The organism is Parazoarcus sp. PS-13 R2A (assembly GCF_057621855.1).
In genome coordinates, this window is record NZ_JBYEXN010000001.1 from 286,357 (window position 1) to 310,253 (window position 23,897).

At 63.8% G+C, this 23,897-nt stretch carries 24 protein-coding genes; 6 read left to right on the forward strand and 18 right to left on the reverse strand.

What is annotated here, in order from left to right:
- Nucleotides 1-31 precede the first annotated feature (31 nt).
- Genes AC22G6_RS01335 through ybgC form a run of 10 tightly spaced genes read right to left on the reverse strand, consistent with a single transcriptional unit; the run spans nucleotide 32 to nucleotide 7,680 of the window.
- Nucleotides 32-1,138: a YeeE/YedE family protein gene (locus AC22G6_RS01335; protein WP_487365294.1), complete on the reverse strand. Its 1,107-nt coding sequence runs from the start codon at nucleotides 1,136-1,138 to the stop codon at nucleotides 32-34.
- Between the two features lie 44 nt (nucleotides 1,139-1,182).
- Entirely contained in the window at nucleotides 1,183-1,875 is a 693-nt protein-coding gene (queC, locus tag AC22G6_RS01340) for a 7-cyano-7-deazaguanine synthase QueC (RefSeq protein WP_487365295.1), read from the reverse strand.
- 45 nt (nucleotides 1,876-1,920) lie between these two features.
- Nucleotides 1,921-2,589: a 7-carboxy-7-deazaguanine synthase QueE gene (gene queE, locus AC22G6_RS01345; protein WP_487365296.1), complete on the reverse strand. Its 669-nt coding sequence runs from the start codon at nucleotides 2,587-2,589 to the stop codon at nucleotides 1,921-1,923.
- A gap of 3 nt (nucleotides 2,590-2,592) precedes the next feature.
- On the reverse strand, nucleotides 2,593-3,306 hold the full coding sequence (gene ybgF, locus AC22G6_RS01350; protein ID WP_487365297.1) for a tol-pal system protein YbgF: 714 nt from the start codon (nucleotides 3,304-3,306) through the stop codon (nucleotides 2,593-2,595).
- Entirely contained in the window at nucleotides 3,306-3,827 is a 522-nt protein-coding gene (gene pal / locus AC22G6_RS01355) for a peptidoglycan-associated lipoprotein Pal (RefSeq protein ID WP_108950600.1), read from the reverse strand. The genes ybgF and pal overlap by 1 nt, the downstream gene beginning before the upstream one ends.
- Before the next feature lie 42 nt (nucleotides 3,828-3,869).
- Nucleotides 3,870-5,150 (reverse strand): Tol-Pal system beta propeller repeat protein TolB, encoded by a 1,281-nt coding sequence (gene tolB / locus AC22G6_RS01360; RefSeq protein ID WP_487365298.1) that lies wholly within the window; start codon nucleotides 5,148-5,150, stop codon nucleotides 3,870-3,872.
- A 45-nt stretch (nucleotides 5,151-5,195) separates the two neighbouring features.
- Nucleotides 5,196-6,134 carry an energy transducer TonB gene (locus AC22G6_RS01365; protein WP_487365299.1) on the reverse strand — a complete coding sequence of 313 codons (939 nt, stop codon included), beginning with the start codon at nucleotides 6,132-6,134 and terminating at the stop codon, nucleotides 5,196-5,198.
- Complete coding sequence (locus AC22G6_RS01370) at nucleotides 6,131-6,544, reverse strand: biopolymer transporter ExbD (protein ID WP_487365300.1); 414 nt, start codon at nucleotides 6,542-6,544, stop codon at nucleotides 6,131-6,133. Before AC22G6_RS01370 ends, AC22G6_RS01365 begins: the two co-directional genes overlap by 4 nt.
- An 18-nt stretch (nucleotides 6,545-6,562) precedes the next feature.
- A complete protein-coding gene (gene tolQ / locus AC22G6_RS01375; RefSeq protein WP_108950604.1) occupies nucleotides 6,563-7,237 on the reverse strand; it encodes a protein TolQ in 675 nt (224 codons plus the stop codon).
- The gene (gene ybgC / locus AC22G6_RS01380) at nucleotides 7,234-7,680 is read right to left on the reverse strand and encodes a tol-pal system-associated acyl-CoA thioesterase (protein WP_487365301.1); all 447 of its coding nucleotides are present in this window, start codon (nucleotides 7,678-7,680) and stop codon (nucleotides 7,234-7,236) included. The genes tolQ and ybgC overlap by 4 nt, the downstream gene beginning before the upstream one ends.
- Before the next feature lie 210 nt (nucleotides 7,681-7,890).
- Here ybgC and AC22G6_RS01385 point away from each other — a divergent pair, with 210 nt between their 5' ends.
- From AC22G6_RS01385 to AC22G6_RS01400, 4 genes are all read left to right on the forward strand, one after another.
- On the forward strand, nucleotides 7,891-9,060 hold the full coding sequence (locus tag AC22G6_RS01385; protein ID WP_487365302.1) for an STAS domain-containing protein: 1,170 nt from the start codon (nucleotides 7,891-7,893) through the stop codon (nucleotides 9,058-9,060).
- A gap of 71 nt (nucleotides 9,061-9,131) precedes the next feature.
- The gene (hslV, locus tag AC22G6_RS01390) at nucleotides 9,132-9,668 is read left to right on the forward strand and encodes an ATP-dependent protease subunit HslV (RefSeq protein ID WP_108951514.1); all 537 of its coding nucleotides are present in this window, start codon (nucleotides 9,132-9,134) and stop codon (nucleotides 9,666-9,668) included.
- 19 nt (nucleotides 9,669-9,687) lie between these two features.
- A complete protein-coding gene (hslU, locus tag AC22G6_RS01395; RefSeq protein WP_487365303.1) occupies nucleotides 9,688-11,019 on the forward strand; it encodes an ATP-dependent protease ATPase subunit HslU in 1,332 nt (443 codons plus the stop codon).
- A gap of 166 nt (nucleotides 11,020-11,185) precedes the next feature.
- On the forward strand, nucleotides 11,186-12,061 hold the full coding sequence (locus AC22G6_RS01400) for an AEC family transporter (protein WP_487365304.1): 876 nt from the start codon (nucleotides 11,186-11,188) through the stop codon (nucleotides 12,059-12,061).
- Nucleotides 12,062-12,078: 17 nt separating this feature from the next.
- Here the strand turns inward: AC22G6_RS01400 and AC22G6_RS01405 are convergent, their stop codons facing one another.
- The gene (locus tag AC22G6_RS01405; RefSeq protein WP_487365305.1) at nucleotides 12,079-13,998 is read right to left on the reverse strand and encodes a sensor domain-containing diguanylate cyclase; all 1,920 of its coding nucleotides are present in this window, start codon (nucleotides 13,996-13,998) and stop codon (nucleotides 12,079-12,081) included.
- A gap of 40 nt (nucleotides 13,999-14,038) precedes the next feature.
- Nucleotides 14,039-14,440, reverse strand: coding sequence for an RNA-binding S4 domain-containing protein (locus AC22G6_RS01410; RefSeq protein ID WP_487365306.1), 402 nt, complete (start codon nucleotides 14,438-14,440; stop codon nucleotides 14,039-14,041).
- Between the two features lie 182 nt (nucleotides 14,441-14,622).
- Here AC22G6_RS01410 and AC22G6_RS01415 point away from each other — a divergent pair, with 182 nt between their 5' ends.
- Together AC22G6_RS01415 and AC22G6_RS01420 are read left to right on the forward strand one after the other, a co-directional pair.
- The gene (locus tag AC22G6_RS01415; protein ID WP_487365307.1) at nucleotides 14,623-15,327 is read left to right on the forward strand and encodes an AzlC family ABC transporter permease; all 705 of its coding nucleotides are present in this window, start codon (nucleotides 14,623-14,625) and stop codon (nucleotides 15,325-15,327) included.
- Nucleotides 15,324-15,650 (forward strand): AzlD domain-containing protein, encoded by a 327-nt coding sequence (locus AC22G6_RS01420; RefSeq protein ID WP_487365308.1) that lies wholly within the window; start codon nucleotides 15,324-15,326, stop codon nucleotides 15,648-15,650. The genes AC22G6_RS01415 and AC22G6_RS01420 overlap by 4 nt, the downstream gene beginning before the upstream one ends.
- Nucleotides 15,651-15,666: 16 nt before the next feature.
- Here the strand turns inward: AC22G6_RS01420 and AC22G6_RS01425 are convergent, their stop codons facing one another.
- From AC22G6_RS01425 to AC22G6_RS01450, 6 genes are all read right to left on the reverse strand, one after another.
- Nucleotides 15,667-15,912: a ferrous iron transport protein A gene (locus AC22G6_RS01425; RefSeq protein ID WP_487365309.1), complete on the reverse strand. Its 246-nt coding sequence runs from the start codon at nucleotides 15,910-15,912 to the stop codon at nucleotides 15,667-15,669.
- Between the two features lie 11 nt (nucleotides 15,913-15,923).
- Nucleotides 15,924-17,900 carry a ferrous iron transport protein B gene (feoB, locus tag AC22G6_RS01430; RefSeq protein ID WP_487365310.1) on the reverse strand — a complete coding sequence of 659 codons (1,977 nt, stop codon included), beginning with the start codon at nucleotides 17,898-17,900 and terminating at the stop codon, nucleotides 15,924-15,926.
- A gap of 116 nt (nucleotides 17,901-18,016) precedes the next feature.
- The gene (locus tag AC22G6_RS01435) at nucleotides 18,017-18,697 is read right to left on the reverse strand and encodes a Fe2+-dependent dioxygenase (protein WP_487365311.1); all 681 of its coding nucleotides are present in this window, start codon (nucleotides 18,695-18,697) and stop codon (nucleotides 18,017-18,019) included.
- Nucleotides 18,691-19,827, reverse strand: coding sequence for an alpha-hydroxy acid oxidase (locus AC22G6_RS01440; protein WP_487365312.1), 1,137 nt, complete (start codon nucleotides 19,825-19,827; stop codon nucleotides 18,691-18,693). Before AC22G6_RS01440 ends, AC22G6_RS01435 begins: the two co-directional genes overlap by 7 nt.
- 62 nt (nucleotides 19,828-19,889) lie before the next feature.
- Nucleotides 19,890-22,142 (reverse strand): TonB-dependent receptor, encoded by a 2,253-nt coding sequence (locus tag AC22G6_RS01445; protein WP_487365313.1) that lies wholly within the window; start codon nucleotides 22,140-22,142, stop codon nucleotides 19,890-19,892.
- A 333-nt stretch (nucleotides 22,143-22,475) separates the two neighbouring features.
- On the reverse strand, nucleotides 22,476-23,894 hold the full coding sequence (locus AC22G6_RS01450; protein WP_487365314.1) for an efflux transporter outer membrane subunit: 1,419 nt from the start codon (nucleotides 23,892-23,894) through the stop codon (nucleotides 22,476-22,478).
- Nucleotides 23,895-23,897: the final 3 nt, after the last annotated feature.

Here is a 23,897-nt window from a genome sequence, read left to right on the forward strand (position 1 = left end):
CTGCGTATTGGCGTTGGCAGGGCGCAGCGGATCAGGCTTCGCGCATCATCAGCCAGTACTGCACTTTCATCGTCGCCGCGGCGCCGGCAATGATGGCCGCCGTTGCGAGGAAAGAGCCGATGGCCAAGGTGGACAGGCCGGTGATGCCCTGGCCGATGGTGCATCCCATCGCCGTGACACCGCCGAAACCCATCAGGATGCCGCCGATGATGTGGCGGATGAGATCGTCCGGCGTGCGAAAGCCTTCAAGCCGGAAGCTGCGGGTGCTCAGCGCGTACAGCATGGAGCCGGCGATGACGCCGAGCGCGCAGGCAATGCCGAAAGTCACCACCCGGCTGCTGTCGCTCCACAGCATCAGCAGCTCCAGCGTGTAGGCGAGCGGCGCAACAAAGGACAGCGATTCTGCGCGGCCGCTGTTGGTGCCGATGAAGGCCTCTTCAAGCGTTTCAGGGTGCTCGGCGACGTAGCCGACGTGGGCAGAAACATACCAGCCGGCGAGGATCAGTCCGCCGATCACAATGCCGCCGAGCAGGACGTCACTGCGCCATGCCTCGCGGCGGGCGAGTGCGGCCAGCAGCAGGCCGCCTCCGATGACGCCGGCAGCGAGCATGACCGCGACATCCGGTGCGAAGCCCGCGCTTGAGAGAAAGGAGGGGAGGTCCTGGGCGTGCCCCAGGTCTATGGCCACCACGTCGATGAAGTTCACCCGCCAGACGCCAAACAGCCCGCGCAGCGTCATGTAGGCGCCGATGGCAACGAAGAAGAACACCACAAGGGATTTCAGGTTGCCGGCGCCGATACGGATCAGGGTCTTGCTGCCGCATCCGGACGCGAGGGTCATGCCGATGCCGAAACAGACGCCCCCGAAGATGTGCGACAGCCAGATCAGACGACTGCCGGTGTAGATTGACTTCGATACGTCGATCAGCCCGCCCAGTCCGAGCGCAGCGGTGCCGAGCACTGCAATCGCGATCGACAGCATCCACATGCGCATGCGGTTCCAGTCGCCCATGTTGACGATGTCGGACACGGCGCCGAGGGTGCAGAAGTTGGTCTTGTTACCAATGAACCCGAACACGATGCCAATGGCGAAGGCGAGCAGGGCGATGGTCGATACGGCGATTGGTGCTTCTTCCATGGTGCAGATACCGGATCAGGAACGAGCTGCGATTCTATTTGAAATCAGGCGCTTCGGTGCTGGTATGGCGTGGGATCGGGAATGCCTGCTGCTTCGAAGCCGGCGCGGCGCAGGCGGCAGGCGTCGCATCGGCCGCAGGCGCGACCATCGTCCGCGGCCTGATAGCACGACACGGTCAGTCCGTAATCCACGCCCAGTGCGGTTCCGCGGCGAACGATGTCGGCCTTGGACAGGGTCATCAGCGGCGCATGAATGCGCAGGCCGTGGCCTTCGATGCCGGCCTTGGTGGCGAGGTTGGCCATGGTCTGAAAGGCCTCGATGAAGGCGGGACGGCAATCCGGGTAGCCGGAGTAATCCACGGCGTTGACGCCGACAAACACGTCGCGCGCGCCGAGCACTTCCGCCCAGGCCATTGCGATCGACAGCATGACGGTATTGCGGGCGGGGACGTAGGTGACCGGGATGCCGTCAGCCTCGACGTCTTCGGGCACGGCGATGCCGGGGTCGGTCAGGGCCGAGCCGCCGAACTGGCCGAGTTCGACACGGGCGAGGCGGTGCTCCCTGGCGCCAAGGGCCTCGGCGACGCGTTTCGATGCGGTCAGTTCGGCGACATGGCGCTGCCCGTAGGCGACGGACAGGGCGTAGGTTTCAAAGCCCTGCTCGCGGGCGATGGCCAGACAGGTGGCGGAATCCAGCCCGCCAGACAGCAGGACGATGGCGCGGGGCGTTGAAGTCATGGAAGAGCTCCGGGCAAATCAGGTGGTGCGCACGAAGCGCGTGGTTCAGCGGCCGCGGGCGTCCTGCCACAGCACCTTGTGCAGTTGCAGCTGGAAGCGCACGGGCAGGCGGTCGCGTACGATCCATTCGGCCAGTCTGGCCGGGTCGAGCTTGCCGGCAACCGGCGAGAGCAGGACGGTGCAGCGCGCGGCGAGGTCGTACTCGGCAATTCTGGCCTTGGCCCAGTCGTAATCGGCTTCGTCGGCCAGCACCATCTTGATCTCGTCGCGCGCGTTGAGCAGCGCGATGTTCTCGAAACGGTTTCTGCCCGACTCGCCGGAGCCGGGTGCCTTGAGGTCCATGATGCGCGAAACGCGAGGATCGACGGCGCTGATGTCGAGCGCGCCGCTGGTCTCAAGCGATACCGAGTGTCCGGCATCACACAGTGCGGTGAGCAGCGGAAGGCAGGTACTCTGTGCCAGCGGTTCGCCACCGGTAACGCATACCGAGTTCAGGCCGTGACTGGCCACGTCTTCGAGTACAGATTCGAGACTGACGGTTTCGCCACCCTTGAAGGCATAGGCGGTATCACACCAGGTGCAGCGCAAGGGGCAACCGGTCAGGCGGACAAAAACAGTGGGCAGGCCGACGCGGGTCGACTCGCCCTGCAGTGAAGCAAATATTTCCGACAGCCGCAAAGTCGTGCTGCGACTGACGTTTTCCTGATCTGCCATGGCTTAGCGCTTTGCCAGCCGTTGCTTCGCAGCCTGCGCGGCGTTAGACGACGGGTAACGTTCAATCAGGGTCTGCAGCGTGCGCTGGGACGTTTTCGGATCGCCCATGGCTTGCTGGCTGTTGGCAAGGCCGAGCATGGCGTCAGGCGCCACCATATCGTTGGGCCACTTGCCGAGTACAGTATTGAAGTGCCGGCTGGCTGCTGCTGCGTCCTTGTTCTGCAAGGCTGCATTGCCTGCCCAGAAGTGCGCACTGGGGGTGCTGGCGTTGTCGGGGTAGCGAACGACGAAACTCTCGAAAGCGGTCATGGCTTCGCGCGCCTTGCCTTCCTTGAGAAGGTTCAGTGCGGCTTCGTATTCGGCAGCTTCTTCTGCTGCGTTTCCACCTGCTTGCGGTGCGGTCTCGCCCGCGGTTTCGAGCGCGCGCATGCGGGCATCGAGGTCGACGTAGAAATCGCGTTGACGCTGCTTGAGCGACTCGACTTCATTGAGCACGACTTCGAGCTGGCCACGCAGCTTGGCGACTTCAGCGCGCAGCTTCTCGTTCTGGTTGGCCAGTTCGAGCTGCCCACGATTGGACGTTTCGATCCGGCCTTCCAGATCCTGCCGCATCTCGGTGATCTGGCGGCGCGCGTCAGTGTCGTCGAACAAGCCCGCTTGCGCGGGCCCGGCCATAGACAGTGCGACAAGCGCCGCCAGTGGCAGGAGGCGAATCATCAGAACTCACCCGAGTACAGGATGTCGCCACGGCGGTTCTGCGCGTAGCAGGCTTCCGACGCGTCGGTGCAGCGCGGCTTCTCTTCGCCCAGGCTGACGGATTCGATCTGCGATTCCTTGGCGCCGAGCAGGCTCAGGGCCTGACGCACGGCGTCGGCACGCTTCTGGCCGAGTGCGAGGTTGTACTCACGGCTGCCGCGTTCATCGGTGTTGCCCTGCAGGAGCACCTTCATCTGCGGGTTCTGCACCAGGAAGCGGGCGTGCGCTTCGATCAGCGCCTTGCCTTCACTCTTGATGACGAAGCTGTCGTAGTCGAAGTACACGCTGCGCTTGGACAGGATGTTGTTGGGATCGGTCAGCGCAGCGATGCCGGAGCCGGACATGCCCGGTGCGGTTACGGTGGCGACACCGGCGCCAGCGCCGGTACGATCTTCAACCTTGGCGCCGGTCGCATCGGTGCCGGTGCTCGAGCAGGCGGCAAGGAGGGCGGACAGCAGAGCGGGCAACAGCAGTTTTTTCATGGATGTATCTCCAATTTGATTATGCAAGGGACAGCAGCGTTGTTACCTTTGCAAGGGACCCCATGCGGGCTCCCTCACATCAGCGGCCTGCACCGAAAGGCGTTGCTTCACCCGGCCATCGGACGATACGGCCGCAAGCACTCCACGGCCACCGGTTTCGGTGGCGTAAAGGATCATGCGGCCATTTGGCGCGAAGCTTGGAGATTCGTCACGCGCCGAATCGGTGAGGATCGTTGTCTGGCGGCTGGCGAGGTCGTTCACAGCCACCTGAAATTTGCCGTTGCTGCGGGTGATGAAGGCGAGAAGCTTGCCGTCGGCCGAGGGGCGCGGCGTCACGTTGTAGCTGCCTTCAAAGGTCACCCGCTGGGCGTTGCCGCCGCTGGTCGGAATGCGATAGATCTGGGGGCTGCCGCCGCGGTCGGAGGTGAAATAGATCCACTGTCCGTCGGGCGACCATGCCGGCTCGGTATCGATGCCGGCCGAGCTGGCCAGACGACGCACGCCCGAGCCGTCGGCATTGAGCACATACAGCTGCGACTGTCCGTCCTTGGTCAGCACGACTGCGAGCTGACCGCCATCGGGCGACCAGGTCGGCGCGGAGTTGGAGCCCTTGAAGTTGGCGACCACCTGACGCTGGCCGGTTGCCAGGGTATGGATGTAGATGATGGGCTTCTTGGCTTCGAAGGAAACGTAAGCCAGGCGCTGGCCGTCGGGCGACCACGCCGGCGAGATGATGGGCTCGCGGGACACGAGTGCAGCCTGCGCATTCATGCCGTCGGCGTCGGCGATCTGCAGCTCGTAGCGCGCACCGCTCTTCACGACGTAGGCAATGCGGGTGGCGAAGTAGCCGGGCAGGCCGGTGAGCTTCTCGTAGACGAAATCCGCGATGCGGTGGCCGGTAAGCCGGTTCTGTGCCGGCGCCATCCGCAGCGACATCGCGCCCAGTTCGACCTGCTTCTGGGTGTCGAACAGACGGAAGCGCACTTCGTAGCGGCCGTCGGATTGCGGCAGCAGGGACGCACTCAGCACCGCGTCGGCACCGCGGCTGCGCATGGCGACGAGGTCGGGCACGCGCGACTCGGGCAGCGGGAGGGGGCCGATGTCGACAAGGCTGAAGAGCCCGCTGCGTTCGAGGTCGGCGCGGACAACGTCCGAGATGCCGCGCGGCAGGCTGCTTTCGTTCTCGAACACCGGAATGATGACCGGGAAGCGCGAAGCGCCGGCACCGGTGATCTCGATGGAGAGCTGCGCATGCGCGCCGAGTGCGAGGCAGGCAAGCGCTCCGGCGAGCAGCAGACGGAAGGAGGCGAGGATTTTGGTCATAACGTGGTGCACAACAATGTTGTCGATTATAGCCATAGGGTGACCTTATTCATCCAGAGGACGGAATTTCAGTTCCAGCGTACGCTGAAAAAGTTCCCGTTGGGCCGGCAAAGGCAGCGGACTGGAGCGCCGGATTGCGCGCTCGATCGCATCGTCGAGCGCAGGAATGCCTGATGAACGTTTCAGCCGGATGACCAGCACCTCGCCGCTCGGCAGCTGGTCGACCTCGAATACCGCCTCAGGGTTGCCGCTGAGGCCGGGCGGGCTCAGGAGGTTGCCGCGGACCTTGGTGCGGATCGCGTTCTGGTAGGCGTCGATCTCGCCCTTGGTGCGCGCCGAGGCAGCGCGCGCAGCCTCACCGCGCATCATGCCTTCGACCTTTGCGCGATCACTTTCCTGCTCCAGCAGCTTGGCCATGTAGTCATCCTTCGGCGGAACGACCGGCTTTGGAGGCTCAGGTTTCTTCGGCTCAACCTTGGGTTCGGGCTTTTTCGGCTCCGGCTTGGGCTCGGGCTTCTTGGGTTCGGGTTTTGGCTCCGGCTTCGGCGGTTCCGGTTTCTTGGGCTCGGGTTTGGGCGGCTCCGGCTTCTTGGGCTCCGGCTTTTTCGGCTCGGGCTTGGGTTCGGGCTTCGGGGGCTCCGGCTTCTTTTCCGGCGCCTTGGTCGCAATCTCGGGCTTGACCACCGGCTTGGGGGGCTCGGGCGTCGGCACAGGCTTGGGTACCGGCTTTGGCTCCGGTTTCGGCTCGGGCTTGGGTTCAGGTTTCGGGGGCTCGGGTTTGGGCTGCGGCGCGGGCTCGGTCTGCGGCGCGGGACGGCTGGGCGGGGCCGAGACGAGCTCGACCTCGAGCGAGGCCGGCGGCTTGCTCTGCCAGTTGATGCCGAAGAACAGGAACAGCGCCAGGCCCACGTGGACCAGGACGGTCAGCGTGAGCGATGCGAATTTCCCGGGTTGCTCCTGCGGGCGGTGACGTTCTTCGTTCATTGTCCCCGGTTGCCTGATTGAGTCTGCAGGCTGATCTTCTTCACGCCCAGCTCGCGAGCGGTTTCGAGAATGTCGATCACCTTCTGGTACTGGAGCTCGCTGCTTGCTGCGACCAGAAAGGGCTGTTCCGGATTGCTGGCGATGGCCTGCTTCAGCTCACGCTGAAACTCGAGGCTGGACAGTTTCTTCGAGCTTGCGCTGCTGCTTGCCCGCAAAGCGAGCGAACCGTCCTTGCTGATCTCGATCACCATCGCTTCGGCCGGGGGCGCGGCGAGGGGGCCGGACGAGGGTACGTCGATATTGCCCGGCTGTACCATCGGCGCAGTCACCATGAAGATGACGAGCAGCACCAGCATCACGTCGATGTAGGGCACGACGTTGATCTGGTTCATGAGGCGGCGTTGGCGCATGTCTTGCCTCCCGACCGCTTAGCGCAGGTGCCGCTGAAGAATGTTCGAGAACTCTTCCATGAAGCTCTCGAAGCGGATGCTGACGCGGTCGATGTCATGGACGAAACGGTTGTAGGCCACGACCGCGGGGATGGCCGCAAACAGGCCGATCGCCGTGGCGACAAGCGCTTCGGCAATGCCGGGGGCGACCTGTGTGAGCGTTGCGGCACCGACGTTGGCGAGGCCGCGGAAGGCGTTCATGATGCCCCAGACGGTGCCCAGCAGGCCGATGTAGGGTGACACCGAGCCGACCGACGCCAGAAACGCCAGGTGGGCTTCGAGGTCGTCGACTTCGCGCTGGTAGGTGGCCCGCATCGCGCGGCGAGCGCCATCGATGGTGGCCGTCTGGTCGTGGCTCTTGGCGCGCAGCTTGGTGAATTCACGGTAGCCGGATTCAAAGATGCGCTCCATGCCACCGCTGTGGTGGCGACCGGCCGAAGCCGACTGAAACAGGCCGTTGAGGTCCCCGCCGCTCCAGAAGTCGCGCTCGAACTCGGCCGTTTTCGCGCGGGCAGCCCGGATCTGGAACCACTTGCGGAAAATCCAGTACCAGGACACCAGCGATACGGTGGCGAGCAGCGCCATCACCAGTTGCACGAGTACGCTGGCCTGACTGATCAGGCTGAGAATGGAAAGGTCGTGGGAGACAGTCATGCTGTTTGGCGTTTTTCGAGTTGGGTGCGGACGGCATCCGGAATCGGCGCCGGTTTGTTGCGGTTCCAGTCGACACAGGCAATCTGGATGCTTGCGTCGAACAGAAGGGTATCGCCACGCATCACTTTCTGACCGAAGATGATGCTGGCGCGGCGAAGCTGATCTATTGTGCTGACAACGGCAAGCGCGTCGTCGAGGCGGGCGGGCGAGCGGTAATCGGCCCTGACCGAACGTACGACGAAGGCGAGACCGTCTTCAGCGAGCATGCGCTGCTGTTCAAAGCCGATCGCACGCAGCCACTCGGTGCGCGCGCGCTCGCAGAAACGCAGGTAATTGGCGTAGTAAACGACGCCTGCCGCGTCGGTGTCTTCGTAATAGACACGAACAGGCAGGACGAAACCGGGCGGGAACGCCGGGTCTCCGGACGTATGATTCGTTTGCATTGCAGCATTCTAGCCGAGCAGCCTGACTGGGTTGTGGTTCATTGGTGGCAAGGTGTTTGCAAAAGGTAAGCATTCGTTACCTGCGCGAGGCAGGGCCGGACTGGCCTGCAGCGGGTGTGAGATTCTGCTGCGCAAGCACCTGTGCTGAAGTGATATGCTTTCAGGCCAGTCAGTACTGGCATCCCCGCAATCATTCTGGTTGATTCAGGCGTGGCGCTTCCCTTTTTCGGCAAGAAACCCAATTCTGCACCCGGCGAGCAACAGCATGCGCCGGCTACTCCGGACGCCCGGCGCTCACAGTCTCCGCGTACCGAGCTGTCTACGCTCGATTTTTCGGGCGGGGACGTCAATCGTGCCCTGGCCCAATGCGCCGGCATGGTGGAGGTGCAGGAGGTCGGTGCGGGCATCGGCGCCATCTATGAAGAGGCGGCGGTACTCTACGCAAATGGCAATGTGGCTGAAGCCGAGCGTGTGCTCGACTTCGTGATCGAGGATTCCGCCAATTCGGCCGGCGAAGGCCTGTGGATGATGCTGCTTGATCTGTACCGGCTCACCGGGCAGCGTGAGCGCTTCGAATCACGCGTGCTTGATTACGCCACCCGCTTCGAGCGTTCTCCTCCGCCATGGGTGGATCTCTCCTGTCAGCCGGGGGCACGGCGAGGCGATGTCGCGCCGCTGATCAATCTCTCCGGTAATCTCTCGGGCCAGGCCGCGCCGCAGTTCCAGCAGATCTGCGTGATTGGCCGCAAGAGCGGGGCGATCAGGATCGATCTCGGGCGTTTGCGCGCTGTCGACGATACCGGCTGCGGGCTGCTGAGCAAGACTCTTGCGCAGCTGGCAAGCGACCGGGTGCGGGTGTCGGTGCTCAACGCCGCGCAGCTGGTCAATATGTTGCAGGGGCAGGTGGCGCCCGGGCGCTGCGACAATCGAGAAATCTGGTTGCTGATGCTCGAGTTGCTGCAATACACGGGTGAGCACGAGCGTTTCGAGGATCTCGCGGTCGATTATGCCGTCACCTTCGAGGAGTCGCCGCCGTCCTGGGAGTTCAAGTCCCAGCAGAAGGCGGCGGAAGATACGGCGGTGCTCGACACCGCCGAGCGCGGCGGGGACGCTTTCCGTTTCGAAGGCGAGTTGACCGGCGCTTCCAACGAGCCCATCCGCAAGCTCGCCGCGCATGCGTCCGGGAAGCAGGTGGTGACGGTGGATTGCAGTCGTCTAAAGCGCATCGATTTCGTCGGCGCCGGTACCCTGTTCAACATTCTTGCCACCTTGCAGTCTCAGGGTAAACTCGTGGTCATGCAGAATGTGAACGCCATGGTTGGTGCGCTGCTGCGTGTCATGAGCGTCGATCAGGTTGCCCAGGTGACGCTGCGCCCCTGAGCAATGCCATTGGCGGCAAGTGTTCGCCAGCCAGGCTTCAAGCCCTACACCAATTCCGGCAAGGATTCATGATGGAACAGTATCACGGCACAACCATTCTCTCGGTGCGTCGCGGAAACCGCGTCGCGCTCGGCGGCGACGGTCAGGTCACGCTCGGCAATATCGTCATCAAGGCCTCGGCACGCAAGGTGCGTACCCTTTACCAGGGGCGCATTCTGGCAGGTTTCGCGGGGGGTACGGCAGACGCCTTTACGCTGTTTGAGCGCTTTGAGGCCAAGCTGGAAAAGCACCAGGGCAACCTGCTGCGCAGTGCCGTCGAACTCGCCAAGGACTGGCGCACCGATCGCATGCTGCGCCGCCTCGAAGCCATGCTCGCGGTGGCCGATCGCGACCATTCGCTGGTGATCACCGGCAATGGTGACGTGCTCGAGCCCGAGCAGGGAATCGTCGCCATCGGCAGCGGCGGTGCCTACGCTCAGGCCGCAGCGCGCGGCCTGATCGAGAATACCGAACTCACGCCGCAGGAAGTGGTGGCGAAGTCGCTCGCCATCGCTGGAGACCTGTGCATCTATACCAACCAGTGCCACACCATCGAAGTGCTGGACTGACCTCTTTTCGAGTGCCCTCATGACCCAGATGACTCCACCCGAGATCGTTTCCGAACTCGACAAGCACATCGTCGGCCAGAATCGAGCCAAGAAGTCGGTGGCGATTGCACTGCGCAACCGCTGGCGGCGCGCCCAGGTGGCCGAGCCCCTGCGCAGCGAGATCACGCCGAAGAACATTCTCATGATCGGCCCGACCGGCGTGGGCAAGACCGAGATCGCCCGTCGCCTGGCGCGGCTGGCCAACGCACCCTTCATCAAGATCGAGGCCACCAAGTTCACCGAAGTGGGCTACGTCGGGCGTGATGTGGAGACGATCATCCGTGATCTGGTCGAAATCGCGATCAAGGATGGGCGCGAGGAAGCGATGCGGGTGGTGCGTGACCGTGCGCTCGACGCCGCCGAGGACCGGGTGCTCGATGCCCTGCTGCCGCCCGCACGCGGTGCCGGTTTCAATGCCGAGCCCGAAACGCAGGATTCGACCACGCGGCAGAAATTCCGCAAGAAGCTGCGCGAAGGCGAGCTCGATGACAAGGAAATCGAGATCGAACTGGCGGCGTCGCCTATGCATGCCGAGATCTTCGCCCCGCCGGGCATGGAGGAACTGACCCAGCAGATTCAGGGCATGTTCCAGAACATGGGCAACGGCAAGCGCAAGCAGCGCAAGCTCAAGATCGTCGATGCGCTCAAGCTTCTGGTCGAGGAAGAGGCCGCCCGTCTGGTCAATGACGAGGAGGTGAAGACCGCTGCAGTGAAGGCGGTCGAGCAGAACGGCATTGTCTTTCTCGATGAGATCGACAAGATCGCCGCGCGCTCCGACTCGCAGGGGGCGGATGTCTCGCGCCAGGGTGTGCAGCGCGACTTGCTGCCCCTGGTCGAAGGAACGACGATTTCGACCAAGTACGGCATGGTCAAGACCGACCATGTGCTGTTCATTGCCAGCGGTGCCTTCCATCTGTCGCGGCCGAGCGACCTGATCCCTGAGCTACAGGGGCGCTTCCCGATTCGGGTCGAACTGGATGCGCTGTCAGTCGAGGATTTCGAGTGCATTCTGACCAGCACCGATGCCTGCCTCACCCGACAGTACGAAGCCTTGCTGGCGACTGACGGGGTGACGCTCGAATTCAGGCCTGATGGCATTCGTCGCTTGGCCGAAATTGCCTATCAGGTGAACGAAAAAACCGAGAACATCGGTGCCCGACGGCTCTATACCGTGATGGAAAAGCTGCTCGAAGAGGTTTCCTTCGACGCCGGCAAGATCGGGCTCACGGCGCTGGTCGTCGATGCGCCTTACGTCGATACCCGGCTTGAGGTTCTGGCCGAGCGGGAAGATCTCGCGCGTTACGTCCTTTGAGTGTGCTCCGCGAATGCCGGTGCCAGCCATGCTGAACGATGGCGTCGGCATTCATCCGTGTCGGGCGCGGCATTCTGACGCAGAATGATGATCTTTCAGGGCCGGGTGTGACCGGCTCTGCGTTTGTACACGGCGTGCATGTCGCGCTGCATTTTCGGTAGCCATCATGCTCATACGCATCGTCTCGATCCTGTTCCCCCTGTTTGCGATTACCGCGCTGGGGTATTTCGTCGGCAAGCGGCTGAAGCCCGACATGTCCCACGCCAACAAGCTCAACATGGACGTGTTCGTGCCGGCGCTGGTGTTTGCCGCGCTGGCGAACAAGGAGTTTCACATCTCCGAGTACATGCCGCTGCTCGGGGCTACGCTGATCATGGTGCTGGGCGCGGGCGTGCTGGGCTGGGTGACGGCCCGCATTGCAAAAGTCGACCCCAGGACCTTTGTGCCGCCGCAGATGTTCAACAACTGTGGCAACCTGGGCCTGCCGCTTGCCGTGCTGGCCTTTGGCGACGAGGCGCTGGCGCCTGCGGTGGTGATGTTCATGGTGTCGAACCTGCTGCATTTCTCGTTCGGGGCCTGGCTTCTGGATCACAACATCCGGATTGCAACGGTCTGGCGGGTGCCGTCCGTGCTGGCGACCATGGCTGGCCTGGTGGTTGCCGTTTCCGGAGTTGAAGTGTGGTCGCCGCTGATGCTGGCCATCAAGATGCTGGGCGATATCGCGATTCCGCTGATGCTGTTTGCGCTTGGCGTGCGGCTCAACGATTCCCGGATCACGTCGGTCGGTCTTGGCGTGTTTGCCGCGGTGGTGCGGCCGGTGACCGGCATGCTGCTGGCGTGGGGCGTGATGCTGCTCATTGACCTGCCTCCTCGCGAACAGGCCCTGCTGCTGGTCTTTGGCGCCCTGCCGCCTGCGGTCCTGAATTACATCTTCGCCGAGCGCTACCATCAGGAGCCAGAGAAAGTGGCGTCCATGGTGCTGATCGGCAATCTCTTCGCGATGCTGTTTCTGCCGGTTGCGCTTGCCCTGGCGCTGGTCTGAGCGCCTGAGTCCGGTTCTCAGGGGATGGGGCCAGCCATGGTGTTGAGCCCGCTTCCGCTGCGTTTGCTGCGGTACATTGCAGCGTCTGCCCGGCTAAGCAGTTCGGCAAAGCTCGTGCCATGGTCGGGGAACATCGCCATGCCGATGCTGGCGCGGACGAACCAGTTGCGGCCGTCGACGTTCAGCGGCAGGGCGAGATCGCGCGTCAGCCGGCCCGCAGCAGAACGGACGTCCACCTCGTTGGCCGGCTGACCGAGCAGGATCACGAACTCATCTCCGCCGAGCCTTGCCACGGTGTCGCTGTCACGCAGGGCCAGTTGCAGGCGGGTCGCCACGGTCGCGAGAACGGTGTCGCCGGTGGCGTGTCCCGCGTTGTCGTTGATCTGCTTGAAGCCATCGAGGTCGATGACGAGCAGCGCCGCGCGTCCGCGGTGGCGGCGCGCGGCGCTGAAGGTCATTTCGGCGCGCTGCTCAAGCAGGCGCCGGTTAGGCAACTTGGTCAGCGAGTCGAAGAACGCCAGGCGCTCGATTTCGGCCTCGGCCTGCTTGCGCGCATCGATATCCGATACCTGCGCCAGCACGGCTCCAATTGTGCGTTTTGAGAGTTGGTTGCCGAGGCGGATCTCGATCCAGCGCGGATCGGCATCCGGGCACGCGAGGCGGCACTCGAGCGCAATCGGGGTGCCGTCCGCGACCACTTTGCCAAAGCCTGTCCTCACCGCATCTGCGTCCTCTTCGACAATACTGCTCCACAACGGTCTGCCTTCCCACTGCGCTGGCGGCATACCGGTGATGCGAGCGGTCGACGCATCCGCATTGCGCACGACGCCGCCGGCGTCGATCTCGAGCACGCAGTCCAGCGCCTGGTCGGCGAGGGCCTGGTTGCGCGCAGCGCGGCGGATGCGCTGCTGGGCAAGATGGGTGATCGTGCCGGTCATCAGCGCGCCACCGATCATGAGGAGCACGATGACCGGCATCGGGATCAGGTTGAGTTCGGCGTTGCGGGGGGTGAAACGGATATCCCAGCGACGACCGCCGTAGACGTGTGTCCGGTGCAGCATTTGCCGGTAGGGCAGGGTTTCGTTATCGACCGCGTCGTCTTCGAACAGAACCGTGGGAATGGTATCCAGACCCTCTTCTGAGCCCAGGTCGACGATTTGCAGGTGGAAGCGGCGGCGCAGCGCCGGTGCAATGGCGGTGTTGATGAGATCGTTGACGAGGAAGGATGCAGCGACGGTCTGTTGGTTGGAAAAATGACCGTTCCAGCCCGGCGTGCTGACCGGCGCCAGTATCAACACTGCAATGGCGCTGGGTGCCTGCTGCAGACGGATCGGCGGCGTGGCAGCGAAGCCGTGGCTGCGTGCGCGCGCAATCGCGAAGCGCCGGACTTCGCTGCTCATGAGGTCGTAGCCGAGGGAGCGCTGGTTGCCCAGCGGCGGGTGAATGGTCTCGACGACGTGGTGAGTATGACCGGGTTCGACAGGGTAGATGTCAAAACTTGCGTACGCAGGGTCATACTCCGAAAGTGTCTTGCGGACCCATTTCACATACGCTTCGCGATCGTCCTCGCTGACTTCGCGGTTGAAGGCAAATGCGCGCAGTCCGGGCAAGGCCTGTTCAATCTCGAGCGCGCGTGCATAACGCGCAAATTCGGCAACGGTGACGTTGTCGCTGCCGAGATAATGCGCGCGCAGGCCGAGTACGGCGTTTTGGTAGAGCACGGTCTGCTGGATCAGCGAGACCGCGGCCTGATCGACCGTGCGCGCGAAAGCGCGTTCTGAACGCGAGGCTTCCAGCGCCTGATACTGCAGCAGGGCCAGCCACTGCAAGACGATGATCGCCGCGACGACGGCCGCGGTGATCAGGGCGGAACGCCGCCGTGCCGGCAAAATCATTGCCGATACATACGAACGGGCGGTTGGCGACGGGGAGTCCATGCTGCCTTGCTCCTTACTGCTCCTTGTGCGGGTCGCGTGGCTACTCGCGCTGAAAGCGCTCGATCTGCCTGCGGTCGCGTTTGGTTGGGCGACCATGCAGGCCTGCGCCGGGTGTCGCTGCGAGGCGGCGAGCCTCGCGCTCGGTTTCACGGCGCGCAACGCTCTCCGCGCTCTCTTCGTACAACAGACGAGCCTGCTCGGCTGGGCCGCGCTTTTCGGCGATACCGCGTACAAGCACCGACACGGTGCTTTCGGCCTGGGTGATGTCGATCCGGTCGCCCGGTTTCACCGCCCGGGCCGGTTTAGCCGACGCTCCGTTCAGTTTCACCTTGCCGCCTTCCACCGCTTCGGTTGCGGCACTTCGGTGCTTGAAGAAGCGGGTGGCCCACAGCCACTTGTCGAGGCGGGTGCGGTCGGTGTCGGAAACGGGTTGGCCTGCCATGTTCGGAAGTTCTTGGGAGAGGGGTCAGATCATCTCAGCAAAGTATCGCACACAGAAGCAGGGCAAACCCGCGCTCATGCGAACGCGATTACGCAAGTGTGATGGTCGATTCGTGCACAAGCGTCTATGGCTGCTGTGGCGGGCACTGCTAACCTAGTGCGCTTTTTCCTCCGGATGTGTACATGAACACCGCTTTCCGCCTTGGTGCCCGTGAAGGCTGGCGCGATTTTCTGCCGATGTCGCTCGGTCTCGTACCGTGGGCCGTCGTGACGGGCATTGCGATGCGCTCGATCGGCCTGTCGCCGCTCGAGGCAATGGGCATGAACATGCTTGTGTATGCCGGTACCGCGCAACTCGGCACCTTGCCCCTGATCGCCACCGGTGCGCCGCTGTGGCTGATCTTTCTGACCGCGATGGTGCTCAATCTGCGCTTCGTGATTTTCAGCGCCGCGCTCGCGCCCGCGTTTCATGGTCATGCCTGGTCGCGGCGAGCGCGTGCGAGCTATCTGCTGGTTGATGGTGTATTCGCCGTCGGTTCGGAGAGGATGCTTGCGAGTGAGGATCCCGAGTGGCGCTGGGGCTATTTCATTGCGCCGTCGGCATGGGCCTGGTGCCTGTGGCAGACCTTTGTGCTGCTGGGCACGCTTGGCGCCGAAGTGATCCCGACCGACTGGTCGCTCGAGTTCATGGTGACCATCGCGCTGATGCTGATGATGATCCCGATGGCCCGTTCCCGGCCGATGCTGGTGGCTGCGCTCGCTGGCGGCGTTTCGGCCGTGCTGCTGCGCGAGCTTCCGCTGCGACTTGGGCTGTTTGCCGGCATCGCGATCGGCATCGCATCGGGCTTCGTCGCCGAGCACTGGCAGCAGCGGAGGGCGGGCGCATGAGCGAAGGCATCTGGCTGTGGCTGACCTTCATCGCCATTGGCAGCACCACCATCCTGACCCGTGGCAGCTTCATCATGCTGGGGGAGAAGGCCCGCCTGCCCAGGGCCTTGCATCGTGCATTGCGCTACGCGCCGGCGGCAGCGCTGTCCGCCCTGGTGGCGCCGGACATTCTCCTCGACGAAGGCGCGCTGCAGCCCTTCAATCCGAAGTTTGCCGCAGCCCTGGTCGTGCTCTTCTTTGCCTTGCGCTCGCGCAACCCCTGGCTGCCCTTCATCTTTGGCATGGGGCTGCTGATCCTGATGCGCAAGGGCTTGGGCTGGTAGCCGGAGCGGAGGGGGCTCAGGCCTCCTCGACCCAGACGTGGCGTGCGACATCGTGCTCGAGCGCGAGCTCCATGTGGTCGCATAACACGACGGTCATCGGCTGCTGCTGCGTCACGCGAATGATGTGTGGCGGCGACATGCCGTAGGCGTGCAGCTGTTCGACCTGCAGCGGGTCGATTTCGGTGCCGAAGTCCGCAACGCGGACCTTGCGGCCGATCGGGGTGCCGGTCAGGCGGATGCGCTCGGAGGGGGATGGGCTCATGTCGATCTCGCTCAGAAGAAGAGGCGCAGGACGTGGTTGAGGACGCCGCCGACAAAGAAGGCGGTCGGCATGATCATCGCCAGCATCAGTGCGGTGGTGCGAACGCCCTGTTCCTTGACGATCATCATCACGCTGGCGATGCAGGGCACGAACAGGGTGATGGTCACCATGCCGACGACGGCCTGAATCATGTCCAGCTGATGGCTCAGGGCGAAGAGGCCGGTGGCGCCGAAGTCGCGGCGCAGAAAGCCCATGACGAAGGCCGCGCTGGCTTCCGGCGGCAGTCCGAGCCAGCCGGTGACCAGCGGCTTGCCGGCTTCGATGATCCACGGCAGGGCGCCGGTGCGGTCGAGCACGAACATGATCAGGGTGCCGAGCAGAAAGAGCGGGATCACTTCGATCAGGTACCACTTGAGCCGGCCACCGGTCTTCTTCAGCACATTGCCGAGTACCGGCATGCGCATGGGCGGGAGTTCGGTCACGAGCGGGACGCGTCGCCCCTTCACCAGCTTGCCGGCCAGCCAGCCAGCACTGAGCAGCACCAGCACCATGGCGCCGGCCCAGATCACGGTGGCGCCAAACGAGATGCCGCCAAGCAGGCCGAGCACCACGCCAAGCTGTGCCGAGCACGGAATTGCCAGCGCCATCAGGAAGATGGTGATCAGGCGCTCGCGCGGCGTGTGCAGGATGCGGGTGGTCAGTGTGGCCATGGTGACGCAGCCCAGGCCCAGCACCATCGGCAGCACGGCGCGGCCATTGAGGCCGATGGCGGCGAACATGCGGTTGGCGATGACCGACAGGCGGGTGAAGTAGCCGGAATCCTCGAGCAGTCCGAAGGCAAGGAAGAAGGTGGTCACGATGGGCAGGATCAGCGCGAGTGCGTAGGTCATGCCCATGGTCCACAAGCCGTACTCGCCCACCAGCAGGTCGGCGATCCACGGAACGGTGATGTGGGTCTGCACCAGGGTGGTCACCGCAGGGTTGAGGATCTCTCCGAAGAAGTCCTCTTCGAGAAGGCCAACCAGGGTACTGGCGCCAAAGTCACCGACAAACAGGTACACCACATAGAGCACGGCCAGCAGCATCGGCCAGCCCCAGATCCGGTGCACCGCCACTTGTCCGACCAGCAGCGACAGGCTGCGGTCCTTGCCTGCGGCCTGTTGCGACACGGTGCGCGACAGGGCTTCGGCGGCACGTCCACGCTCACGCGCGAGCCGCGCCGGCAGGGAGTCACGGCCGGTGGCCGGCGCAAGGGTGGCGACCTCTGCCAGCAGCGCAGGCCCCTCAGGACGGGTGGCGAGCCAGGCCTGCACCTCTGCATCATGTCCGAGCAGCAGGATGGCCAGGCCGCGGGCGGTCAGTCGCGGGTGAGGGGCGCGTGCAGCGATCATGGCGGTGACCTGACCGATGACGGTCTCGATCTCCGGGTCGTAGCGCAGCATCGCCGCCGGTTGGCGTGCGTGGGCGAGGGCGTCGGTCAGCGGTGCGATGCCTTCGCCGCCAGTTGCGACCGTTGCCACCACCGGTACGCCGAGTGCCTCGGCGAGTGCCGATGCATCCACGGTCACGCCGCGCGCGCTGGCCTCGTCCGTCATGTTCAGCGCCATCACCATCGGCACGCCGAGTTCGGCGAGCAGGGCGGTGAGGTTCAGCGTGCGCCGCAGGTTCTTGGCGTCGCCCACCTGCACGATCAGGCGCAGATCTTCATGCAGCAGTGCGCGCACCGTGGCCCGCTCATCGTCGCTGCGCGAGGGCAGGGCGAGCACCCCTGGGGTGTCGAGCAAGGACATCTCGCGGTCGAAACGGGCGGGCGCCCGGGCGACTTCAACCGTCGTGCCGGGGTAGTTGGATACGTTTACGTAAGTGCCGGTCAGGCGATGGAATAACACTGACTTGCCGACGTTCGGGTGTCCGACGAGGGCGAGGGTTGTGTTGCCCGACTCGGAAGCGGCAAGACTTGCGTGTTCGGTCAGCGTGGCCTGGTTCATTGGAAGCTCGGCGATGTAAGTTCATGGGAATGATAATGCATCGCATTAAGAGTTCTTTGATTTGGCTCAACTGCTGTTGTATCCATGCACTTGGTGTGGCTATCACCCCTGCCGCATCAGGTCACGGCCCAGCGCCGGAGCAGGTTGTGATAGACCTGCGTCAGCGTGATCAGATCGGGACGGGTGGCGCTGTCTGGCGTCAGCCCCTGAATAGCGCGGTCGAGATCGAATAGCAGGGTCCGGTCTTCCTGCTGCTGCACCATGCTTTGTATCCAGAAAAAGGATGCGATGCGTTCGCCGCGGGTGACCGGCGTGACCTGGTGCAGGCTGCTCGACGGATAGAGCACCATGTCGCCGGCGCCGAGTTTGACCGCCTGTACGCCAAAGGGGCCGTCGATCTGCAGTTCGCCGCCGTCGTACTCGTCCGGCTCGGACAGGAACAGCGTGGCGGAAAGGTCCGAGCGCACGGTGAGTCCCGTGCCACCGACCGCCATCAGCGCGCTATCGACGTGCAGGCCGTAGGCGCCGCCGTTGCGGTAGCAGTTGAACTTCGGTGGAAAGATGCGGTGGGGGAGTGCAGCGGAGATGAAGGCAGGGTGGTTGCCCAGCTTGCGCAGGATGTGGTTGCCCAGCGCAACGGCGAGTGCCGAGCCGTCTTCGAGCTGGAGATTGGTCTTTGCAGCGCGAGCCAGCGTGCCCGCGGTCTTTACCCCATCCTGCCAGTCCGCAGCCGCGAGTTGCTGCCTGAAGTGCAGTACTTCGTCCTTGCTCAGGACGTTTTCGATCGGAATCAGCATGTGTGGTGCGCCCCTTTCTGTTCTTGAATCATGTCCGGGCCGATATCGTTCAGGGTCGCGCAGCCGGCAAGGGCCATGCAGACTTCGAGCTCCTCGCGCAGCGTCCTGATCAGGTGAGCCACGCCAAGCGCGCCGGCGACGGCCAGCGCATGAAGCTGCAGACGGCCGATCATCACTGCGTCGGCGCCAAGTGCGAGTGCCTTGAAGATGTCGGTGCCGCTGCGAATGCCGCTGTCGAGCAACAAGGGATAGTCCTCACCCACCGCCCGGCGGATCTCCGGCAGGGCAACGAGGCTGGCCGGCACGCCATCGAGACTGCGCCCGCCGTGGTTCGAGACGACCAGCGCAGCCACTCCCTTGCGGCGGAGCTCAACGGCGTCCGCGGGGTGGAGCACACCCTTGACCACAACGGGCAGGGCAGTGTGCGCGAGCAGCCAGGCCAGATCGTCCCAGGTCGGGGCTTCGCTCATCATGCCCTGAAAGATGATGCTTTGATCCCGGTCCAGTCGAACCTGTGCGGGCGCCGGGTAAGCGGCAAGATTGACCGGCTGAATCGCGGGCGGCATGACGAAGCCTGCGCGGCGTGCGCGGATGCTCGGAGCCTGGATCGATGCGTCCAGCGTGACGACCAGGGCGCTGAAGCCAGCCCTTTCAGCGCGCCGGACCAGATCGAGTGTGTATTCCCGTCGCGGCTGAAAATACAGCTGGAACCATTTCTCCGCGCCTGCCCGTTCGGCGACGTTCTCCAGGCGGACGGAGGACAAGGTGGAGCACACCATGCAGGCATCCATGGCGGCTGCGCCGCTTGCGCTCGCGAGTTCGCCTTCGGGGTGGGCAAGCCTGTGAAATGCGATCGGCGCAAGCATGACCGGATGCAGCAGCGTGCGGCCGAGCAGGCGCAGTCGCGTATGGCCCGAGCTCAGGTCGCGCAGCAGGCGGGGCCGCAGGCTGAAGCCGGAGAATGCGTCGAGGTTGCTGCGCAGCGTGGTTTCCGTGCCGCTGCCGCCGTCGATATAGGCCAGTGCGCGCGGGTCGATGTGCTTGCGTGCGAGGCGCTCATAGTCCTGCGCGCAATGGATTTCGGCGGGAATGTGATTCAGTGCAGCCAGCAGATCTGTTGTGTCGTTCATTGCGATGTGTGCAAGGGAGAAGCCCGGCAGGAACCAGGCCTCTCCCATGTATCAGCCCGGAATCAGAAGCTGTAGTCGAGCGTCAGACGCACGTTGCGCCGGTCGCCCATGTAGGCAAACGAACCCGAGCGATACACCGCGGTGTAGTACTTCTCGTCGGTGACGTTGCCGATATTGACGCGCGCGCTCAGCTGCTTGCTGACCTTGTAGTTGGCGAAGAGGTCATACACGGTGTATTCCGGCACCTCGAGCGAGGTCGCCGCGACCGACTCCGGTTCGCCTGAATACTTCTCGCTGGAATAGGTGACGCCGCCACCGAAAGTGAATTTCGGTGTGAGCGCATAGCTCAGCAGCAGCGAGGCCGTCTTTTCGGGGAAGTTGCTCAGGCCTTCGCCAACGTTCGCAGCCGTCGCTGATTCGAGGATCTTCGAACTCATGACCGCAACACCAAACTGGGTGGTGAGCTTGTCGGTGAGCTTGCCGGTAAGCCCCAGTTCGACCCCCTGGATGCGGTACTTGCCGGTGTTGATGCTGCCGGTAGCGGAGTACGCATCACCCGTGGTGTTCTCCATCACGTCGCTCTTGACCGTGCGGAACACCGCTGCGGTGGCGAGCAGCTTGCGATCCATCAGGTCCCACTTGGTGCCGAGTTCGAAGTTCTGCGACAGCTCGGGTTTGCTGTTGGCGAACATGTTGCGACGCTCTTCGGTCGTGGTGCCACTCGGCACGCAGATGCCGCCATAGCCGCAGCTCGCGCCGACGTCGGATTCGCCGCCATTGAAGTCGCTTGAAGTGCTGTAGTTGAAGTAGACATTTGCATAGGGCAGGAACTTGTAGCTCACACCCAGGTGACCGTTCCACAGGCCGTCTTCAAGTTCGTACTCGATCGGCCCCAGGGTGCGGTCGACCACCGTGTTGTTGTAGTCGAAACGGTCGTAGCGCAGACCGCCGAATACCGTCCATTTGTCGGTCAGATCGACGGTGTCCATTGCGCTGAGCGAAACCGTCCTGACGTTCCAGTCCGAATCCTCCGCGCCCTTGACCACACTTCGGTTCATCAGGCTCTGCCAGTCGGTCTCGCTGCCGGTAACCGTGTAAGTCGTCGGCGTCGTCGTGTAGGTCCCGTTCTTGACGCTGTGGTCGGAGTACTCGACCCCGAACACGAACTGGTGCTTCATGCCCGCGATCTGCTGATCGAGATACATGTTGAGGCTGTTGGCGAAGTACTCGACATCCTGCCAGCCCTGGTGGGTACTCAGACGGGTGCCGTTGTAGCCAGTGGCGAGATAGCCGTTTTTCGTGGTGCCATAGCGGGTCAGGTTCTCGATGCGCAGATCGGCGTTGGCCTGATAGCTCGCCCGCAGCGTATAGGTGTCGATCGTGGACGTGAGGAAGTCTTCATCCTGCAGATAGACCGGTACGTCGTCGACCACCTTGCCGGTCGTGCGGTTGATGTAGGCGCCGAGGTCAGGCGAGTCGTTCGCCTCGGCGTGGTAGTAGTCCGCCGTCAGGTTGAACTGGTCGGTCGGCTTCCACAGGAAGGAGATCGCGGCACCGGAGCGGTCGCGGTCTGCCGGGTCGCGGTCCGGCACCTTCTGGTAAGCGTCGAGCACGTTGACCCGGATGGCCATGGTGTCGGTGAGTACGCGGTTGCCGTCGAAGGTGAGACGGTGATACTCGTCGGTGCCGATGCCGCCGGACAACTTTGCAAAGTCGAGGTCGGTCGTGGCCTGCTTGGTGACCGAGTTGACCGCGCCTCCCGTGGCACCGCGACCGGCGAAGGTCGAGCTGGGGCCCTTGGTGATCTCGACCTGCTCGGTGGCGAAGCTCTCACGCACCGTCATGCCGGGATCGCGCAAGCCATCGACGAAGACGTCGCTGCGCGCTTCCTGACCACGGATGATGTAGCGGTCGCCGAAGGCGTTGCCGTTCTCGCCGGTGCCGAGCGTAATGCCGGGCTGCGCCTGCAGCACGTCGCGCAGGTCGGTGCGGCCGGTGTCCTCCAGCTGCTTCGCCGTCAGCACGGTGATCGTCTGCGGGGTTTCTGCCAGCGGCTTGACGTGGCGTTTGTCGCCTGAGGTCCGGGCCTTGTAGGGCACATCCGGTTCCGCGTTGGGGTTGGGGTCGATCGCAGTATCGACGACCTGTACCGCCTGCATTTCGGCTTCTTTCTTTTGTGCAGCGTCATCGGCTGCGAACGACGGCATTGGCATCAGCATCGCGGTCGAGATGCCCAGTGCGATGCGGGTCATTCCGGTGGTGGAAGTCAGGGGTTTGCGGAAGCTGCGGGGGAATTTCGCGCTGTTGCTTTTCATTGTGAGCCTTGTCCTCGGTTTCTCTGAGCGGGAAACGCATGCCGGCGCCGAGTGGCGGGCTGCGTGATCGCATGCATCGGAGACGTCCTGAAAGCTGACGTCCGGACACATGCATGTGGGCCGTCTGGCTGGCTGATCCGCAGGGAGGACTGGCTGGCTGTTCTGCGGGCGCGGCGACTGAGGGTACTCAGGCGACCGGCGCTGTGCAGATGAGATTGATTCTCAATGTAACGAGTGTGTCAGTCAATACAAATGAGACTGGTTATCATTTTTGGTGAAAATATGATGTTTTTTTACAACAATTTTCACGCATGTCGAAGGCCTGAAATGGCTTCAGCGCGCGCTGGCCAGTTCGGGCGCCTGCCAGCCGCCGCCCAGCACCCTGTAGAGGTCCACCGCGTTGGTGAGCCTGGCCTGGCGCAACTGGACGAGTCTGTCCTGGCTTGAAAACAGGGTGCGCTGTGCGTCGAGTACGCTCAGCAGATCATCCGCGCCCTCGCGGTAGCGCAATTCGGCCAGACGCAGCGAGCGCTCCGCCTCGAGAACGATCCTTGCCTGAATGCGCTCCTGAGTGGCATCGCGGGCGGCGTTGCCAAGCGCATCCTCCACCTCCTTGAGTGAGGTGAGGATGGCCTTGCGGTATTGCTCGAGCAGTTCGCGCTGCCGCGAGCGGGTGCTGTCGACCTGCGCCTGCCGCTTGCCGCCATCAAAGACCGTGTGCACCAGTGAAGCGGAGAGTGCGACGGTGGAGGACGGGTCGGCCAGCGACAGCAGAAAGTCGCTCGCCAGTCCGCCCGCTGCCGACAGGCTGAATGCCGGGAGCAGGGCGGCGCGGGCGGCGGCGATGTCGGCGGCGGCGCCCCGCAGTGTGGCTTCGGCTGCGGCTAGGTCGGGACGGCGGAGCAGCAGATCGGCGGGCAGGCCCGCAGCGACAGACGGAATGCGCAGGGTCGTGAGCGACTCGGGTTCGAGCCCGGGTTTCAGCGGTGTGCGCCCGAGCAGGATCGCAAGTGCCGAGCCTGTCTGGCGCACCTGAACCTCAAGCGGGCCTATGGTCGCGGATTGGGTGAGTACCGTGGTGCGCTGCCGGCTGACATCGAGTGCCGAGGCGGCACCGTATCGATAGCGCGCTTCGACGACCTTGAGTACGCGCTCGGCGGTCGCAAGATTCGCGCGCGCGATATCGAGCCGCGACTGCGAGGCCAGCAGCTGAAAGTAGGTGGTGGCAACGCTCGCCGTCATGCTCAGGCGCAGCGCATCGAGCTCGTAGCGGGTGGCGGAGAGGCTGGCATCTGCGCTGTCGATGGTGGCGGCGACACGGCCCCAGAGATCGATCTCGTAGCTTGCCGACAGTCCGAGCGAGGACGACCTGGACTCGCTCACCGCACTGCCACCACGGTCGCCGCTGTCGCTGCGGCGCCAGTCGGTGTCGCCGCTCAGCCCGAGGCTGGGAAAGAGGGAAGCGCCGGTGCTGCGCAGCGCGAGTTCGGCCTGGATGACGCGTTCGCCCTGGATCTTCAGATCCGGGCTTGCCGCCAGGGCCTCACGCACGAGCGCATCGAGCTGGGCCGAATCGAAGCCGACCCACCAGTCGCTTGAGATGTCTTGCGCCGTCTCGGCCTCGGGCAAGGACTCCGCCCAGTTCCCGGGCAGGGCGATGTCAGGATGGACGATGGGTTCAACCACTGCGCAGCCGCTCAGCCCGAAGGCAAGGGCGAGGACGAGTGGGCGGAGCTGGGCAGAAAGCGTCATGGT